General features: G+C 54.1%; 12 protein-coding genes. 4 read left to right on the top strand and 8 right to left on the bottom strand.

Annotated features, from left to right (window positions below):
* Window positions 1-87 precede the first annotated feature (87 nt).
* Both ade and LAT75_RS01925 read left to right on the top strand, forming a co-directional pair.
* Window positions 88-1,704 (top strand): adenine deaminase, encoded by a 1,617-nt coding sequence (ade, locus tag LAT75_RS01930; protein ID WP_291480927.1) that lies wholly within the window; start codon window positions 88-90, stop codon window positions 1,702-1,704.
* Window positions 1,705-1,798: 94 nt separating this feature from the next.
* Entirely contained in the window at window positions 1,799-3,130 is a 1,332-nt protein-coding gene (locus LAT75_RS01925) for an MFS transporter (protein ID WP_291480926.1), read from the top strand.
* Between the two features lie 351 nt (window positions 3,131-3,481).
* On the opposite strand, the gene LAT75_RS01920 is transcribed toward LAT75_RS01925, so the two are convergent.
* The 6 genes from LAT75_RS01920 to LAT75_RS01895 form a co-directional block, all read right to left on the bottom strand.
* On the bottom strand, window positions 3,482-4,567 hold the full coding sequence (locus tag LAT75_RS01920; RefSeq protein ID WP_291480925.1) for a DUF445 family protein: 1,086 nt from the start codon (window positions 4,565-4,567) through the stop codon (window positions 3,482-3,484).
* Window positions 4,557-5,957 carry a hypothetical protein gene (locus LAT75_RS01915; RefSeq protein ID WP_291480924.1) on the bottom strand — a complete coding sequence of 467 codons (1,401 nt, stop codon included), beginning with the start codon at window positions 5,955-5,957 and terminating at the stop codon, window positions 4,557-4,559. Before LAT75_RS01915 ends, LAT75_RS01920 begins: the two co-directional genes overlap by 11 nt.
* A 17-nt stretch (window positions 5,958-5,974) precedes the next feature.
* A complete protein-coding gene (locus tag LAT75_RS01910) occupies window positions 5,975-6,424 on the bottom strand; it encodes a DUF494 family protein (RefSeq protein WP_291480923.1) in 450 nt (149 codons plus the stop codon).
* Window positions 6,421-6,858, bottom strand: a complete 438-nt coding sequence (ybeY, locus tag LAT75_RS01905; protein ID WP_291480922.1) for an rRNA maturation RNase YbeY — start codon at window positions 6,856-6,858, stop codon at window positions 6,421-6,423. Before ybeY ends, LAT75_RS01910 begins: the two co-directional genes overlap by 4 nt.
* A 6-nt stretch (window positions 6,859-6,864) precedes the next feature.
* Window positions 6,865-7,317, bottom strand: a complete 453-nt coding sequence (locus LAT75_RS01900) for a hypothetical protein (protein WP_291480921.1) — start codon at window positions 7,315-7,317, stop codon at window positions 6,865-6,867.
* Between the two features lie 182 nt (window positions 7,318-7,499).
* Entirely contained in the window at window positions 7,500-10,511 is a 3,012-nt protein-coding gene (locus LAT75_RS01895) for a DUF2723 domain-containing protein (protein ID WP_291480930.1), read from the bottom strand.
* A 156-nt stretch (window positions 10,512-10,667) separates the two neighbouring features.
* Here LAT75_RS01895 and LAT75_RS01890 point away from each other — a divergent pair, with 156 nt between their 5' ends.
* Window positions 10,668-13,064 carry a M1 family metallopeptidase gene (locus LAT75_RS01890; RefSeq protein ID WP_291480920.1) on the top strand — a complete coding sequence of 799 codons (2,397 nt, stop codon included), beginning with the start codon at window positions 10,668-10,670 and terminating at the stop codon, window positions 13,062-13,064.
* An 88-nt stretch (window positions 13,065-13,152) separates the two neighbouring features.
* Window positions 13,153-14,643 (top strand): sodium-dependent transporter, encoded by a 1,491-nt coding sequence (locus tag LAT75_RS01885; protein ID WP_291480919.1) that lies wholly within the window; start codon window positions 13,153-13,155, stop codon window positions 14,641-14,643.
* Window positions 14,644-14,662: 19 nt separating this feature from the next.
* Here the strand turns inward: LAT75_RS01885 and LAT75_RS01880 are convergent, their stop codons facing one another.
* Window positions 14,663-15,295: a trimeric intracellular cation channel family protein gene (locus LAT75_RS01880; protein WP_291480918.1), complete on the bottom strand. Its 633-nt coding sequence runs from the start codon at window positions 15,293-15,295 to the stop codon at window positions 14,663-14,665.
* A gap of 33 nt (window positions 15,296-15,328) precedes the next feature.
* Window positions 15,329-16,195 (bottom strand): hypothetical protein, encoded by an 867-nt coding sequence (locus tag LAT75_RS01875; protein ID WP_291480917.1) that lies wholly within the window; start codon window positions 16,193-16,195, stop codon window positions 15,329-15,331.
* Window positions 16,196-16,205 lie beyond the last annotated feature (10 nt).

Raw genomic sequence — 16,205 nt, 5'->3', positions numbered from 1 at the left:
GAAAACCACCCGGACTCATGTAAATCAGTCGGCTTTTCCTATCTTCCCAGCCAACCTAACCAACTACGTTTTAAGCAGCAAACGAAGATGCCAAAAATTTCAGGTCAGATTGTTGATGTCATCAGCCGGCGGATTTATCCCGGAACCCTTCACACAGAGGGCGGTAAGATTCTGCAAATAGAAGAGGAAGCCGCTGCGCCGCAACAGTTTATCCTTCCCGGTTTCGTTGATGCGCACATCCATATTGAAAGCTCCATGCTGGTGCCCTCGGCATTTGCCCGGCTTGCGGTGAAGCACGGAACCGTTGCCACGGTTTCTGATCCGCACGAAATTGCGAACGTGTGCGGACTCGAAGGGGTAACCTTTATGATTGAAGACGGCCAAACTGTGCCCCTGAAATTTTGCTTCGGGGCGCCTTCCTGTGTGCCCGCAACCCGGTTCGAAACCGCCGGTGCCGTGCTCGATGCGGATGATGTCGCTGCGCTGCTCGCCCGGCCCGATATCTACTACCTGGCCGAGATGATGAACTGGCCGGGTGTTTTGTATGATGATGCCGAAGTCCTCAAAAAAATCGAAGCCGCCCGGAAAGCCGGCAAACCGGTTGACGGTCACGCCCCGGGTCTGAAGGGCGAACAGGCGCGGAAATATGCCTCGGCCGGCATTTCGACCGATCACGAGTGCTTCACCAAAGAAGAAGCCCTCGACAAAATCGCGGCCGGCATGAAAATCCTGATTCGGGAGGGAAGCGCGGCCAAAAACTTCGATGCGCTCATCAGTCTGTTCGACGACTATCCCGACCGGCTGATGTTCTGCTCCGACGACAAGCACCCCGATGATCTGGTGTTAGGGCACATCAACGAGCTGGTGGCGCGGGCCGTTGGGCTGGGGTATCCGCTGTTTGATGTGCTCCATGCGGCCTGTGTTGCCCCGGTGCAGCACTACGGCCTGCCCGCAGGCCTGCTTCAGCCCGGCGACCCGGCCGATTTCATCATCACCGAAGATCTCACCCATTTCCGCGTCACCGAAACCTGGATCGACGGAAAGCAGGTTTTTGCCGGCGGCAGGGTGCAGTTCCCGAAAGTGCAGGCCGGACTCCTGAATAACTTTGTGAGCTACACCCTCAGCCCGGAGGATTTTGAGAAGGAAAGCTCCGCAACGATTTTTCCGGTCATTCAGGCCATCGACGGGGAGCTTATCACCCAAAAAGAAATGCGCGTACTGCCCAAACTCGGCAGCCTCGTGCAGCCGGACCTCAAAAACGACATCCTGAAAATGGCCGTCGTAAACCGCTATCAGCAGGCGAAACCGGCCGTTGCCTTCATTCAGAATTTCGGCATCAAAAACGGGGCGATTGCCTCCTCGGTCGGGCATGACTGCCACAATATTATTGCGGTGGGAACTTCCGATGCCGACCTCGCGCGGGTTGTAAATCTGGTGATGGAAGCCAAAGGCGGCATTGCGGCCTTTCATGGCGAGCAGGAAGACCTGCTGCCGTTGCCGGTCGCGGGCATCATGACCAATGCGCCCGGCGAAGATGTGGGCGAAGCCTACGAGCGGCTCACACGCATCGCCCGCGACATGGGCAGCACGCTGAAGGCCCCCTACATGCTCATCTCCTTCATGGCCCTGCTCGTGATCCCTTCGCTCAAGCTAAGCGACAAAGGTCTGTTCGACGGCGATTCCTTCACATTTGTGGAATGGTGATTTTCTTTTTCGATGGATGTGCTTCCGAAATGATGAAGAGCTCCCAAACCTTTGATCTGCGATCTAAACTGAAATCACCTTTTTAAGTATTGAGATGAGCCTTCACCAAAACAAAACGGTTGAGCGGGTATATGAAATCCTCACGGAAGAGGATGAGCGAAGCTGCGAGGCCATACCCGACAGCGCCTGCCGTGAGGCCCCGGGCAATTTTCTGCTCAACAGCCTGAACGGTGCCGCAACCAAGCTTGCCGAGCAGATTGCGAGTCCTTCGCTGGTGCTGCCGTGGCTGCTGGGGGCCATGGGCGCTCCCGCAAGCCTGAGCGGTTTTCTGGTGCCGCTGCACAAAGGCGGCTCGCTGATTCCGCAGCTTTCGGTCTCGGGCCGCATCCGGAAATTCGCCCGCCGGAAGTGGTTCTGGGTCGGGGCCGGCACGGTTCAGGCGCTCGCCCTGCTGCTGATGGCCGCTGCGGCCTTCCTGCTCGACGGACTTGCCGGCGGCATCGCGGTACTCGGGCTGCTGCTTATTTTTAGTCTGGCAAGCGGGGTCGGATCGGTGAGCTTCAAAGATGTGCTGGCTAAAACCATCCCGAAGGGAAAGCGGGGCACGCTGCTGTCGGTTCGGGCCACAACCGGCGGACTCCTCTCGCTCGGCGCGGGTTTCGTGCTGCACCGCTACCTTGGTGAAGGGGAGGATATCGCCCTTTACGTGTGGCTGCTGCTCACCGCCGCCGCACTCTGGTTCGGCGCCGCGCTGCTTTTCGCACTCATCCGGGAAGAAGACGGCGCAACCGCCGGCGGGCGCAACGCCCTGCAGGAAGCCAAAGCCGGCTGGAAGCTCATCAAAGAGCAGCCGTTTTTCGCCCGCCTCGTGCTGGCCCGCGGCCTGCTGCTCAGCGTGATGCTGGTGATTCCCTTCTACGCCCTGCTTGCCCGGGAGGTGACCGGCACAGCGGTGAGCAGCCTCGGCATTTTTGTGATCGCAAGCAGCCTTGCTTCGGTGCTGAGCAGCTATTTTTGGGGGCGCTTCGCCGACCGCTCAAGCCGCCTGGTGATGGCGGCCGGAGGCGTGGTCGGTATGCTCGGCTGCGCACTCGCCCTTTCCTTCCTGATATTTCCCGAATCCTGGCAGACGCCCTGGGCGTTTGCGGCTGTCTTCTTTATCGGAGGCATGGCGCAGGCCGGCACCCGCCTCGGCCGCAAAACCTACATCGTTGATGCCGCCCCCGAGGCGGACCGTCCGCTCTACGTTGCGGTGAGCAACACCCTGATCGGCCTCGTAACCCTCAGCTCCGCCGTGCTCGGCTTCGTCGCCGACCTCTTCGGCACACCCTGGCTCATCGGCCTGTTTGCGCTCATCATGCTCGCCGGCATCCTCACCGCCCTAAGCCTTCCCGAAGCGGAAAATATGGTGAAAGCCCCTGGCTAAAAATTACCAGCAATCATTTTGTAAACCTGAGTAGAGCTGGAGTGGCATTTCATGCGTATGCTTTTTGGGGTAAACGCCGTGCACATCACGGTCAGCCGTTACAGTTCAAAACCTCCAACCCTACGGCAAAGCTCTTGCTTTTGGTTGTTGCCGTTTCCGGATCGCACTGCCATCCTGAAATCCTGTAAACCCGAAGTAATCCGGTAAATTCAGGTGACAGTTTAAATGCCCCTTCAGGGCTCATTATAGTTGCAATCCCGCCCGGGTTTTGTCCTGCAGGCTTTGTCATTTTGTCCATTTGGGTCAAAAATAATCAGAATAAAAGACAGGTAATTTTCCCGACAATCCTGTTCAGACTCCGCCTAAAATCCGATCCGCAAGCCAAATCACAAATCCGGCGGTGATCAAAACGGCAAGGCTGAGCATGGGCTGCCAGATTACGAAGCCGCCACCGAAGCCAATCACCGCACCCAGGTATTTGATGTAGCGCAGCTGCGTATCGGAAGCACCGCGGATTACCGCCTCAAGTTTTGACTCATCATAGCTGTTGATGTTGGTCTCGATAATTTTCTGCACTTCGATTTTATCCACAATGCCGTTAATCACCAGCAGGAAGAGGTTTTGCAGCTGTGCGCGGTCTTTGCGCATGCGGGCCGGGATGGTGCTGAGCAGCTCTTCTATCGGCTCGGTTGCGCGCGTTAGTTTGGCCGGCAGTTTTTCTGCTGCATCAGCCAGCATCTCCCGCAGCGTTTTACCACGCACCAACAGGTACATTTTGAGGGCGGTTGTCTCAAATCTATTTTCGCGCACGCTTTCAAGCACCGCCTGCTCGGCTTCATCCACAATCCGCGCTTTCATGGCCGGGTCCGCAAAAGCTTCGGTAATGTAGCGGTGCATCAGCTTGCTGAGGTCTTCCCGGAAGCCCGGATCATCAACCAGAGATTTCACATCCCAGATTAGCAGGTCGGTGTAGCGGTTCAGCAGGCCCGATTCCACAAATTCCTTTTTCACAAGCTCGGGGTTGATCAGCTCCCGCTCAACCGCCGCGGAGAGCCGTTTCGCGATGCGGTCTTTTTGTGCCGGGATGAGGCCCTGCCCCAGCAGCGGACGCTTCTTCCTCGGGTAAAACAGCATGCTGATGGCAATCCAGTTGGTGAGGAAGCCGATCAGTCCGCTCACGCTCACGATGCGCAGCACCCCTTCAAGCGGCAGGCGCTGAAAGCCGGTTTCAATCACCATGCCGTCGAAATCCCACCAAAAGGAGAGCACAAACAAAATTCCGAGCAGCCAGGGCACGGCCATAAGCAGGCGCAGGCCCGCTGTCGGCGGGGTATTTTCGGGCGGGGGTTTGGGTGAGGCGTACTTGCCCTCACCAGCGAGCCGGCCGGAAAGATGTTTCCGGAAGACCGATTCAAAAGTAGGATTGTCAGTTTTCATCCCTGAATAGTTGGGTACATAGCTTGTTGAACTGTGCCGGACTCAAAGCTGCATCTGATTTCAGGCCGGCAGCGTTTTCCATCATACGGCGTGTACGTTTCGCCCGAAGGCATAGTTCCTGAGCCGAAGTGCTGTTATTCACCCGCAGGTGCGGTTCCGGCCGGGTTTCAAGGGTGATGTGTCCCGAAGTGAGTACCGCATCCGTGGCGGTTCCAAGACTCCCTGCGGTAACCCACCCGGTATTGAGCAGCATTTGCATAAACTGCTGAAGCGTCACGACCGGCTTAACCTGCATCACCTCATCCTTCAACAAGGGAAGGTCGGCCCAAAATAAGCGTTCCTGTTCATCCTGCAGGATCTGATTTTTGTGTAAAGCAGGAGGGATGCTCACCGCAGCTTTTGTATGCCGGTAAATCAGCTCATAAAGAAAGAGCAGCTCTTTTTTCAGGAAAGCGCGCATCTGATGCGGGCTGTCGCTGAGGCTGATCACGTGAAGCGCCTCATGCGCGCTGCCGGCCGGAGCGATCGCCCGCATGGCTACCGGAATCTGAACCGCGCCCGGCTCAGTGCGCTGCAGCTGTTCACCCAGCGTATCCCAGGTTTCGGGGTACCAGGCGTTCGACCGCGTTCGGGGATAGCTGATGAGCGTGCGGCCAAGGGCATCATCCTGAAAACAGAAAAGCCTGCTGATCTGCTCCTGCGTCGCTGCGAAACGCTGACCGCGCACATACGGGAGCACAGCCGCAGAGGGCGGAGCCGGAACAGCAGGGTACAGGCCTTCGGCGGGTGAAGGCCGGAGCTTAAGGGAAACCTCAGCCAATTGAAGCGCCGGTTTCAGACTTCGGATGAAGTGTTTTTTGTTTGGGGTGATGTAGGTCTGCGCCGGGAAAGGCCCGGAAAGCAGCCCCAAAGCGAGCATGAGCGGCAGCGGCTCAGAAAAGAATGAGCGGTACTGCTGCCGGATAAAAAAATGGCGCCGGAGCTGTTCGTCATCAAAGGGCAGCTCCGGTCGGGCTGTTGCAATGGCTTTTTCCAGCGCCTCAGCACTTATCGCGGTGAGCTGACCAAAACGGATACCGCCGCGTTTCCCCAGAAATTTCGCAACCGCGCGGGAAATGAAATACCCGCTTGGGTCAGCATCGGCTGCAATTACGATATCGTAAAAAGCCGGATGCAGCTCCTTCAGCGCTTTTCTGACCCCGGAGAGATCCGGGTTTGCTCTTGCAATCAGGCGGCCCGTTCCGGGTTCTGATTTTGGGAGCCAGGCAAAGCCGCGGGTTGCAAAAGCAGTAATCTGCGGCAGCTTCAGGCGGTTTACAGCTGCCGCAAGTACCGGTGACTCTACAATGAGCAGGGTTCCGGAAACGATTTCGCCCGTGCTTCGGGGCATTGGTTCCGGCCTGAAATTCAGTTGATGGTCTCGTTACCGCGCAGGAAAACGGAGTTGGGTCGGCTTTTTTCGCCGGTTCCGAAAACCAGACTTGCCACAATTTCTTTCATCCGTTCAAGATCAATTTTTTCCATGGAAGTAATCATACAGTGTTCGATGATATTTTCCATATCTGAATTATCGATAACGCCGATGTTAAACAGCTCAATAAGATATCCCTGCGCTTCTGTTGAAAGCATCAGCCGCTCTGCAGAGTGCAGGATACGGGTGTTGCGTCGGGCGTCAATTACGCCGGCTTCTTTGCTTATTTTATCCCTGTCGCTTTTATGCAGAATCCATGAGTAAGCTGCGGAAGTTTCCGCACGGTTGTAGCCGTCGAAAGACTTTGGATCAATGTCTTTGAGCTTCTGACCGGCCCTTACCTGCCTGATCATCTCAATAATGAGATCAATTACGTTGGTTCTCATACTGTAAATTCAAGCTGATTTAAATAATAATTTTCTTTTTCGGTCATGCGCTGTTTCTGCGCCGGCTGTGCATCTTCATAGCCGCATAAATGCAGCACGCCATGAATCAGTATTCTTGCAAATTCCGTGCCTGCCAAAATTTTTTCTTCAGCTGCCTGTCTGATAATTTGAGTAGCGCAACAAAACAGAGTCCCTTCGATGTCTTCTTCCCCCTCATGGTAGGGGAAGGTGATAATGTCTGTAACATAATCATGCTGCAGGTGCTCCTGATTGATACGCAGAATTTCAGCATCATCCACAAAAACAATCTCCAAAAGGGAACAACTGCGATTTTCCCCCTGAAAAACGGCGCCTGTAATTTTCAGCGCTACTTTTTCATCAAGTGGAAGCCGCAGGTCTGTTTCGTTAAAAAAATTAAACTCAGCTATTGCCAACGGTATTTACTCATCAAATGAAAACCCTTCAAAATCAAGGGATTCAGTTAAAGAAAGGGCGATGGAACCCATCATGATTTCCGGTGGCAGCTTTGTGAAATCGCCGCTCAGCAATGTATCGTCAACATTGGCATACATATTCACAGAACCGTTCCGCTCAATGATAAGGCCTGTGGTTTGGCCTCCTGTTTTACCAAAAAAGGTAACCTGCTGCAGGGTATCACTTGCTACAAATCCGGTGCAGTTGTGAAGCTGAAGAAATACATTGTGCGCATAAACAGAAACAAGATTAACCTGCTTGCCCTCATGTTCAACACCCATATTAATTTCCACGACCGACTTCATTTCAGAATTTTCAGCATACAAAATAAACCGGTAGATATCGCCTATTTTTTTGTATACGCTATCGAGCACTCTTGTTACATCATCTATGTGATCAGCAGAAAAGTCGTGTATCATGAGGTAATGATGGTTTGGTTTCGGACGCATGCATCAAACGTTCGGGTCCGTGTTGGTTCCATTAACTGAACTCAGCCCCGGATTCGTTCTGAACGTTAGTTTAACACTGAATATACAGAAGCTTTATCACTAAAGCCAAAGGGCGGGTCACCTTGAAAACTTCAGATGACCCGCATACCGGACTAAATAAAAATTCTGCTAAAGGCTTCATCATTCGACTGACGGTCGCGCGGGAAGTTAGTTGGCGAACCTACGATGGCGTCAATCTGATCAGCTACAGAAACGGCTTTATCTTCTTCTCCGGCCAGGAAATAAATCTGCTGCATCACGATCAGGCGGGAGAGGTTGCTCGTGTACCGGCGGTGATTTTGCCGCAGGGTATTTTCAAGATGTTGTGAACGTGCGATGAGCCTGTTTCTGCGGTCTGCATTTCCGCGTATTGCGGGGTCACGAAGGCGGGCTTCTATGCGTTCGAGCTCATCTTCAACGGAATCCATGCCGGCTACTACCCGGGTGAGCTCACGCATAAATTCGGGCAGGAATTCATCTGCAAGCCGGGTCGCGTCTTCTCCGTTTTCGGCCTGCGCATAGCGCAGCGCGTAAGTAAGCAGGGAGGTGAGGTCAGGCTGAACGGTATGGAACGGCATGATTTCCTCACCCCAGGTGAGCCAGTAATTGGCACGCCCGGAGTCGCCCTGCAAAATGTACGCATTTGCCTGACGGGTAAAGACCGTGCGGTAGTTATCGAGCATACGGCGGATGTTCTGATCGAAATACACGCCTTCCTTATTCACGTTGCGAAGGCGGAACTGCTTCAGGCGCTCGCCGTGTATTCGGGTATCGAGATGGCCGAACTCTTCCTCATGGAATTGGGGGATCACGCGGAAGGCTTTGCCTTCAAGGCGGAGGTAGTTTTCCATGCCGAGCATGGCATCGCCGGCTACGGTAATGGCGAAGTAAATCGGCCGCTCGTTAAGGTTTTCGCGGATGATGTCGAGTACGATGTCGTCCTGAATGCGGGTATAATGGAAGGTGCGCTCGCCATCAGAAAACAGCACCTGACCCTGATGGAAGAAGCTGATTTCATCATCGAGTTCTTCGAGGGGGATGTGGAAGGTGAATTCCGGCTTGTGAAGGTCTTCAGGCCAAACGGGCACGCCCGCGGCAATGTGCTCATCGATGGTGACCTGCCCCGGCTGACGCTCATCTGCGATGATTCTCGCAAAGCGCTCACGGTCAAACGGAATCCGGACGGTACCGGGGCGGTGGAAATCAGACTCCCGCGCAAACTGAAACTTGTCTTCGATATTCTGTATTTCGCGGTCAGTGTAGGAGAGGCGGACCGGCGGGGCATCGTGATTCCAGCGGTTCTTCACCTGATCGATGTACCAGGAGGTGTTAAGCAAACTCAGGCACACAATGCGCACATCGGTACGGATGCCGTACACTTCCTGCAGGAACCAGAGCGGGAAGGTGTCGTTATCCCCGTTGGTGAATAGAATACTGTGCGGCTCAACTGAATTCAGAAGATTATAGGCGTAGTCGGGTGCTACATAGCGCTGACTGCGGTCATGGTCAAAATAATTTTCCGTTAGCACACGCAGCGGTACGAGCAGGTACATCACCACAAGCGCCCCGATTAAAGCCGTGTTGTTGCGAACGGCCATCCGAAGCATATCAATCAGGCCTGTAGCGCCCAGCCCTATCCAAATAGAGAAGGCAAAGAAAGAGCCCGCATAGGAATAATCCCGTTCACGCGGTTGCATAGGTGTTTGATTTAGGAAAACGACAATCGCAATGCCCGTCATTACAAACAGCGCAAGCACCGAAAGTGCGCGCCTCCAATCGCGCACGAAATGATAAATTGCACCGAAAAGTCCGAGCAGGAAAGGCAGATACCAGTAAAAGTTATTTGCCGGGTTATCTGCAAAGCGCTCATCAGCTTTAAACACCCCCCAATAAGAAGGGGCATCCTGAATGTCGGCCTGCCTGCCTATAAAATTGAAGTTAAAGTATCGGAAGTACATATGCCCGAGCTGATAACGCAGGAAGAAATCCAGATCGCTCGAGTAGTTGGCATAAACCGCGAGATGCGACGGTTGAGAGGAGTGCCTGCGAGGGAAAAACGCCTCGCTACTGCGGTCGATATCCATCTGCATGTTATCAAAAGTACGGCCTGTAAGCAGCGGAGCTGAACCGTACTGCTCGCGCTTTATAAAACTCGTGAAGCGCTCGATGTTATCCGGGTTATTCTGATCAATCGCAGGGTTGCTCATAGACCGGATAAAAATTACAGCATAGCTCGAATAGCCGATCATGATGGCTGTGTAGGCAACAATAATGTAGTTGGCGACCTTCATTTTCTTTTGATGTGTGTACCAGATTCCGGCACCCAAAATCGACATCACCCCGAACATGAAAAGTCCCGGACCTATTAACCCGACCGTAGCCTGACTCAGACTGTTCGCCAGGTTTGGAATCCAAATAATAGTACCGGGGAAGATTACGAGAAAGGCCAGTACTGACAGACCTGAAGCGGCAAGAAAGCCCGTAACCGTGAAATCAAACTTGCGGAAATAGATTATCAACCCTATAGCAAAAATGGCCAGAAGATTCAGCAGGTGAATCCCGAAGGCTATCCCCACAAGATAGGCGATGAGAACCAGCCAGCGCTCATTGCCTTTTTCATCGGCAACAGAAGCCCATTTCAAAGCCAGCCAGAAAACGAGTGCTGTAAATGTGAGAGACATCGCATAGGTTTCGGCTTCAACCGAAATGAACCAGAGGCTGTCGGTAGCGGCAAAAGTGAGGGCACCAATTAAAGCACCACCGTACATGGCTATTTTGGCTGAAGCATCCCAGCTGTCGGGGTGCCCTGCGGTGAAGGTGCGCACGAGCCGAACAACAATAAGATACAGCAGCATGATGGTGATGCCTGAAGCAATCGCACTCATCATATTAATGGAGTAAGCTACATGCTCCACCGGCATAAACATGGAAAAAAGCCTGCCAAGCAGCATATACATCGGGGCGCCGGGCGGATGCGGAATCTGTAGGGCATAGGCTGTAGCAATCCGTTCAGCCGGATCCCAGAAACTTGCCGTTGGTGCAAGGGTGAGCATGTACAGCACAAAAGCGAACAGAAAACTGACTAAGGCAAAAATCCGGTTAAGGGTTTTGTGGTCCGTTTGCATCAAGAAATCAGAATAAATGAGAGATTAGAAAAGAGAGCGCGAATACGTTTCGGGAATTCATTTGCAGAGTTTGCATCGAAAACTTGTAAGCTTGTAATAATAGGAATAGCTTTATGGACTTACAAGCCATCAGAAATTAGTTTACAGTCTCCGATTATGAAGTTTATCACACTTCCCGAAACAGCCGTTAACGCACCAAAACCTTTTTCTGTTTTACTTCTTTTTTTTATTCCTCTTTTTTGGGTAGGATGCTCAGCTGCCGGGGGACTGTTCCCGTCCTCAGCCGGCTCCGCTGATAGCTCTGAGGAAGAAATATTAACTGAAAGCTGGATCATTCCGGAAGGGGAGCCTCAGTTTCTCAGGCCGCGGACCTGGAATCTGATGCATCAGTCGGCCTGGCTCGGTTTTGATTTCGAAAACCGTGCAGTGACGGGTAAAACAGAACTTCATTTTGAAAAACTTCAAGCCCGGGGCAGAGAACTTATACTGGACACCAAAACCACAACCCTGCATCGCGTAAGTATCAGCGGATCTGAACAGCAGCTGAGCTTCGTGCAGGACTCCGCCTTCGTAAACATCGACCTTAACCACGATTTTACACGCGGCGATACGCTGAGCCTGCTGGTTGAGTTCAGCTCTTTCCCGCCAAAACGAGGCTTATATTTTATTGATCCCGACGGAAATGATCCGACGCGCCCGACGCAAATATGGACACTTGGTCAGCCCGAGGACAACAGCTTCTGGCTGCCGACCATCGATCACCCGGCCGAGCGCGCTACGAGCGAGTTTTGGATTACCGTGCCCGACTCCATGACGACCATCTCCAATGGGTTTCTGATTTCGGCCGTCACAGATCCTGAAAGCGGGCTGCGTACAGATTACTGGCGTATGGATCAGCCGCACGCGCCCTATCTCTTTGCGCTCGCGGCCGGCGTTTTCGCAAGCACTGAAAAATGGGAGGGAGACATCCTCTATAGCTACCATACCGAGCCCCGCTATGCCGCGTACAAAGACCTCATTTATGCCCGAACTGAGGATATTATGGCCTATTTTGAGGAGCGTTTCGACTACCCGTATCCCTGGGGAGCTTACGCGCAGGTGTCCGTTCGGGATTTCATTGCACGGGGGATGGAAAACACGGGGGCGACTTTCCTCTATCACCTGGCGCAGTATGATGAGCGCGGTGCTTTGGACCGCGACAATACCGATTTAATCGTACATGAGCTGGTGCATCAGTGGTTTGGCAATCTGGTTACGACCCGCGACTGGGCGAACCTGCCGTTTAACGAAGGTTTTGCCAATTATTTTGAAATCCTCTACAAGCGGGACCGGATGGGCTACGAAACCGGAGTTGATCACAGCTTTCGTCACAAGCAGGATTATTTTGAGGAAGCCCGAATGTACCGGCGGCCCGTAATCTGGAATCAGTACCGCGAGCCGGAGGATATGTACGACCGGCACACCTACGCCAAAGCCGGGCAGGTGCTGGGCATGCTGCATGAGCTGGTGGGTGATGATGTCTGGTGGGCCTCGGTCAGAAGCCTGCTCCGCACACACGCGTTCAGCGCGGTTGATATGCGGGATGTGCAGGCCGTTTTTGAGACGGAGTATGGCGAAAGCCTGGCCTGGTTTTTTGATCAGTGGTTTTATGAGCCGGGGCACCCTGAGCTCGGCATTTCCTTCGAAAACGGCCGCAATCCCGAAACGGGTGAGGCCGAGGTGCGCATCACCCTAAAACAAACGCAGGACCTTACGCGTCAGCCGCTGTTCCGCATGAAGGCACAGCTGGATATTATTGCAGGCCTTGGGTTTGAGCGGGTTGATGTTGAACTTTTCGAGGAAGAGCACACCTTTTATTTTAAGGCACCAGAGCGGGTTGTTGATGTGATTTTTGACCCGTACGGATATCAGCTGGCAGAAGTGCAGCAGGAGCTTGGGGCCTTGCAGTTGCGTGTGCGGCTGGCGCACATGGAGCCGGCGGTACGGTACGGAGCCCTGAAAATGATTGGTCAGCAGGAGATGGTATCGCAGTTTTCTGAGGACCTCAATTTTATTGCGCGCAACGACCGCAGCCACCGGAACCGGGCCAAAGCCATGCAGCTGCTTCGGGGTACGGAAAGCCTTTATGTGCTGCAAACGGGCTTGCAGCACTGGCAACACGGGCGTCAGCCGGATGTTGAGGTGAGGCTGGGTGCGCTTCGCCTGCTCGAATCCTTCACCCAAAATGAGCGCGTACAGCAAACGCTGCGTGAGGCCATCGCAGATTCGAGCTATTTCGTGAGCACGGAGGCCATGCGGATCTACGCCGCCGCCGGGTATGATGATGCTTTTGATCGAATTGCGCCTTATTTGAATGGCTACTCCTGGAATTACCTGCATCAGGAAGCTGTAACGGACGCGATGATTGCGCTCGGTACGGATCAGGCCGCGGAGGTTCTGGCGCAGCTTGCTGCCTGGCCCGGCGACAAGACCTTTAGCCGGCGCGCTGCTGACTGGCTGAGCGAGCAGGAAGAAAAAGCCCGGCGGCAGACCGAACCCGCACCGGTTGAGTAGGCCGCGGATTTCTCGTTGCATGATGCATCAGAAACGCATAGATTCGCAAACACGCATTCTCAGTAACCTAACTACCTGACAACTACTTATGGCGGAAGCGAAGCAGGCACTGCAGCGATTTACTACGAAATGGGGGCTCATCATAAGCGTGCTCGGCATAGCGGTCGGCACGGGTAATATCTGGCGTTTCCCGCGAATCGCTGCTCAGAACGGCGGGGAAGAGGGCGCCGGGGTATTTATCCTCGCCTGGGTGATCTCACTGCTGCTATGGTCAATCCCGCTGATTATCGCCGAATACGCCATCGGCCGAAACGGAAGGCGGGGCGTTATCGGCTCATTCATCAAACTGCTGGGCGCGCGTTTTGCATGGATGGGCGGCTTCATCGGCTTTGTGGCAACCGCCATCATGTTTTATTACAGCGTAGTCACCGGCTGGACCATGTACTACCTCGCGCAGTCCCTCTTCGTGCCGCTTCCGGCTGATATGGAAACAGCCAACGCCGTGTGGGACAGTTTTCAGGGAAGTATGATGCCGTCGCTTTTTCATGCCGCAGCCATCGTGCTTGCCGGTTTGGTTGTGTTCAAAGGGGTGAAGATGATTGAGCGGGTAAACCTGGTTCTGGTGCCGACCCTGCTGGTGATTCTCATCGTTGCAGGAATTCGGGCCTTAACGCTGCCGGGCAGCGGCGCGGGCCTCACCTACCTGTTTACACCCGATTGGTCCATGCTCGGCAACGGCCGCATCTGGCTGGAAGCCCTCACCCAAAACGCCTGGGATACCGGAGCAGGATGGGGGCTGATCCTCACTTATGGTGCCTACATGCGCAAAAGCGACCGCATCATCAAGAGCGCATTCCAAACCGGGATCGGCAACAACCTGGTCTCACTTTGGGCAGCTGTTACTATTTTTGCGACCGTTTTCGCCATTCTTGGGGCCGGCATGACACAGGCACAGATTGTAGAAGTGATGCAAACCTCCGGACCGGCTTCAACCGGCCTGACCTTTATCTGGATGCCGCAGCTTTTCCTTGAAATCCCGGGCGGACGCGTGTTTGCCGTGCTGTTTTTCCTTGCCCTCACTTTTGCGGCCTTTAGCAGCCTCATCGCCATGATTGAGCTGGCAACCAAAGTACTGGTTGACAGCGGCTGGCTGCGGTACAAGGCAACCGGCATGGTCTGCACGCTGGGTTTCCTTTTCGGACTTCCTTCCGCGCTTTCCCTCGATATTTTCGCAAACCAGGATTTTGTGTGGGGTGTTGGGCTTATGGTGTCGGGCTTCTTCATTGCCATCGCCATCATCCGGTACGGAGCCGATTCATTTACAAGCGACATCCTTTGTATGGGTGAAGCCGTAACGGGCGTGCACCGCCTCTGGACCTTCCTCATCCGCTACGTTATCCCGGTCGAAGCTGCTATTCTGCTGGGATGGTGGCTGTATCAGTCCATTTTCGTGTTCGCACCCGACAGCTGGTTCAACCCGTTTGATCTTTACTCTTTCGCAACTTTTGTCTTCCAGACCGGCCTACTGTTGATTTTACTGCTGATTTTCAACAAGAAAATTGTAGCCAAACAGAGATAATGATAGTGGAGTTGTCCTGCTAACTCGGTTCGTCGGGCAGCTGAAAGACCGGTAGGCGGAGTCCCTTGAAAATCGCGGCAAGACGCAAACCAGCCGCTACCAAAAATCCCAAACCGGAAGCGCTTAGCTCGCCGAGGCCGGTTTGTTTCGCAAGCAGATAAATGATGATGCCGGCAATTGCGGCAGAAGCATAGAAATCGCGGCGCAGAATCAGGGGGATTTCATTGGTGATGATATCCCGCAGGATGCCGCCGGCAACGCCGCTCATGGTACCGAGGATGATGACGATGATCCAGGAGACGCCCGCATTCTCAGCAATGCCGGCACCGAGGATGGCAAACAGCGCGAGGCCGAAGGCATCGGCAATCAGCAGCGCCCGAAGCGGCGGTTTGTTGTAGCGCGAATAAATGAGGGTGAGGCCCGCCGCGGCAAAAATAACGTACAAATACGTTGGGTCGAGCATCCAGAAAACGGGATTCCGACCCAGAAGCAAATCGCGCAGCGTACCGCCTCCAATGGCTGTAACAACCGAGATGATGAGCACTCCAAGCAGGTCAAGGCTTTTGCGGCCGGCAGCGAGAGCGCCTGAAATCGCAAAAACTGCCACGCCGGTAAGGTCGGCTATGTAAATCAGCAGCTGCAGGGTATCCATATCAGAACTATGAATTTGAAAGATGGGTGTGCATCAGAACGGCACCTTCTGAATATGCAGCTCACGTTCGCGCCTGATGCCATCAAAATCGATTACATCGGTAAGCCAGACCTCCTGAAGCCAGCCGGTACGTGCCTGAATGTCGTATCGCTGTGTTTCCTCAAGAACCGGATGGCCTTCGGGCAGCGGCTGAGGCAGGCGCACTTCATTCACGACGGTCAGAATTTGGCGGGCTTCATCATAATCTTCAATAAAAAGCAGACCGGTTGATTCCGCTGCGGCCCCCCAGGGATTTTCCTGCCAGGTCTGATACTCAAAAACCTGATCCAGCCGCAGCTCAACCCCGTGCAACCCGAACATAAACCGGATATCACGCATGAGCAGGGATTCAAAGAGGGACTCATCATCCAGATACAGCTGAAGCTGCTGCCTGAACGGCTCCCGGCCGGTCCAGTGATTCGCTTCATCCAGCTCAAGGGCGGCGTTTTTGAAGTGTCCGAAAATATCACTCATGTTTGTGCTTTGGCGGATCCCCCCGTAGCCGTCGGTTTCAATCACAATGCCGTCCGCGATCAGGCTGTGCATAAACTGATCAAGGGCGGGGTCGCCGAATAAAACGGCATTGGTCTCAAGCATCTGCCAGATCAGCACGTAGCGCTGCCCCGGCGTACGGGCGGCAACATCCACGTGAACCAGCGTACTTTGCTGCCGCTCGCCCGAAAGCTGTCCGTCCTCAAAAATCCGGACGGTTTCTGAAAGCTCGAACCGGGCCATTTCGCCGGAGCGCCAGAGTCCGCGTATAATGACCGTATCCGGGTCATCTGAATCAACATCTTGTGGGGGAACTGATAAGCCGGAAAACAGCAGAGCCGGCAGCAGGAGGGATAGGAGGTAAGGCAAGTGAGGGGAG

The sequence above is a fragment of the Cyclonatronum sp. genome, from assembly GCF_022565315.1.
In the GTDB taxonomy this organism is placed as follows: Bacteria; Bacteroidota; Rhodothermia; order Balneolales; family Cyclonatronaceae; genus Cyclonatronum.
The sequence above is the reverse complement of the archived record's forward strand: the minus strand, read 5'-3'. Positions and strand labels throughout refer to the sequence as shown.

Excerpts from the sequence above, each read along its gene's own strand:
- ade (WP_291480927.1), top strand. The coding sequence starts at position 88 with ATGCCAAAAATTTCAGGTCAGATTGTTGATGTCATCAGCCGGCGGATT.
- LAT75_RS01925 (WP_291480926.1), top strand. The coding sequence starts at position 1,799 with ATGAGCCTTCACCAAAACAAAACGGTTGAGCGGGTATATGAAATCCTC.
- LAT75_RS01920 (WP_291480925.1), bottom strand. The coding sequence starts at position 4,567 with ATGAAAACTGACAATCCTACTTTTGAATCGGTCTTCCGGAAACATCTT.
- LAT75_RS01915 (WP_291480924.1), bottom strand. The coding sequence starts at position 5,957 with ATGCCCCGAAGCACGGGCGAAATCGTTTCCGGAACCCTGCTCATTGTA.
- LAT75_RS01910 (WP_291480923.1), bottom strand. The coding sequence starts at position 6,424 with ATGAGAACCAACGTAATTGATCTCATTATTGAGATGATCAGGCAGGTA.
- LAT75_RS01900 (WP_291480921.1), bottom strand. The coding sequence starts at position 7,317 with ATGATACACGACTTTTCTGCTGATCACATAGATGATGTAACAAGAGTG.
- LAT75_RS01895 (WP_291480930.1), bottom strand. The coding sequence starts at position 10,511 with ATGCAAACGGACCACAAAACCCTTAACCGGATTTTTGCCTTAGTCAGT.
- LAT75_RS01890 (WP_291480920.1), top strand. The coding sequence starts at position 10,668 with ATGAAGTTTATCACACTTCCCGAAACAGCCGTTAACGCACCAAAACCT.
- LAT75_RS01885 (WP_291480919.1), top strand. The coding sequence starts at position 13,153 with ATGGCGGAAGCGAAGCAGGCACTGCAGCGATTTACTACGAAATGGGGG.
- LAT75_RS01880 (WP_291480918.1), bottom strand. The coding sequence starts at position 15,295 with ATGGATACCCTGCAGCTGCTGATTTACATAGCCGACCTTACCGGCGTG.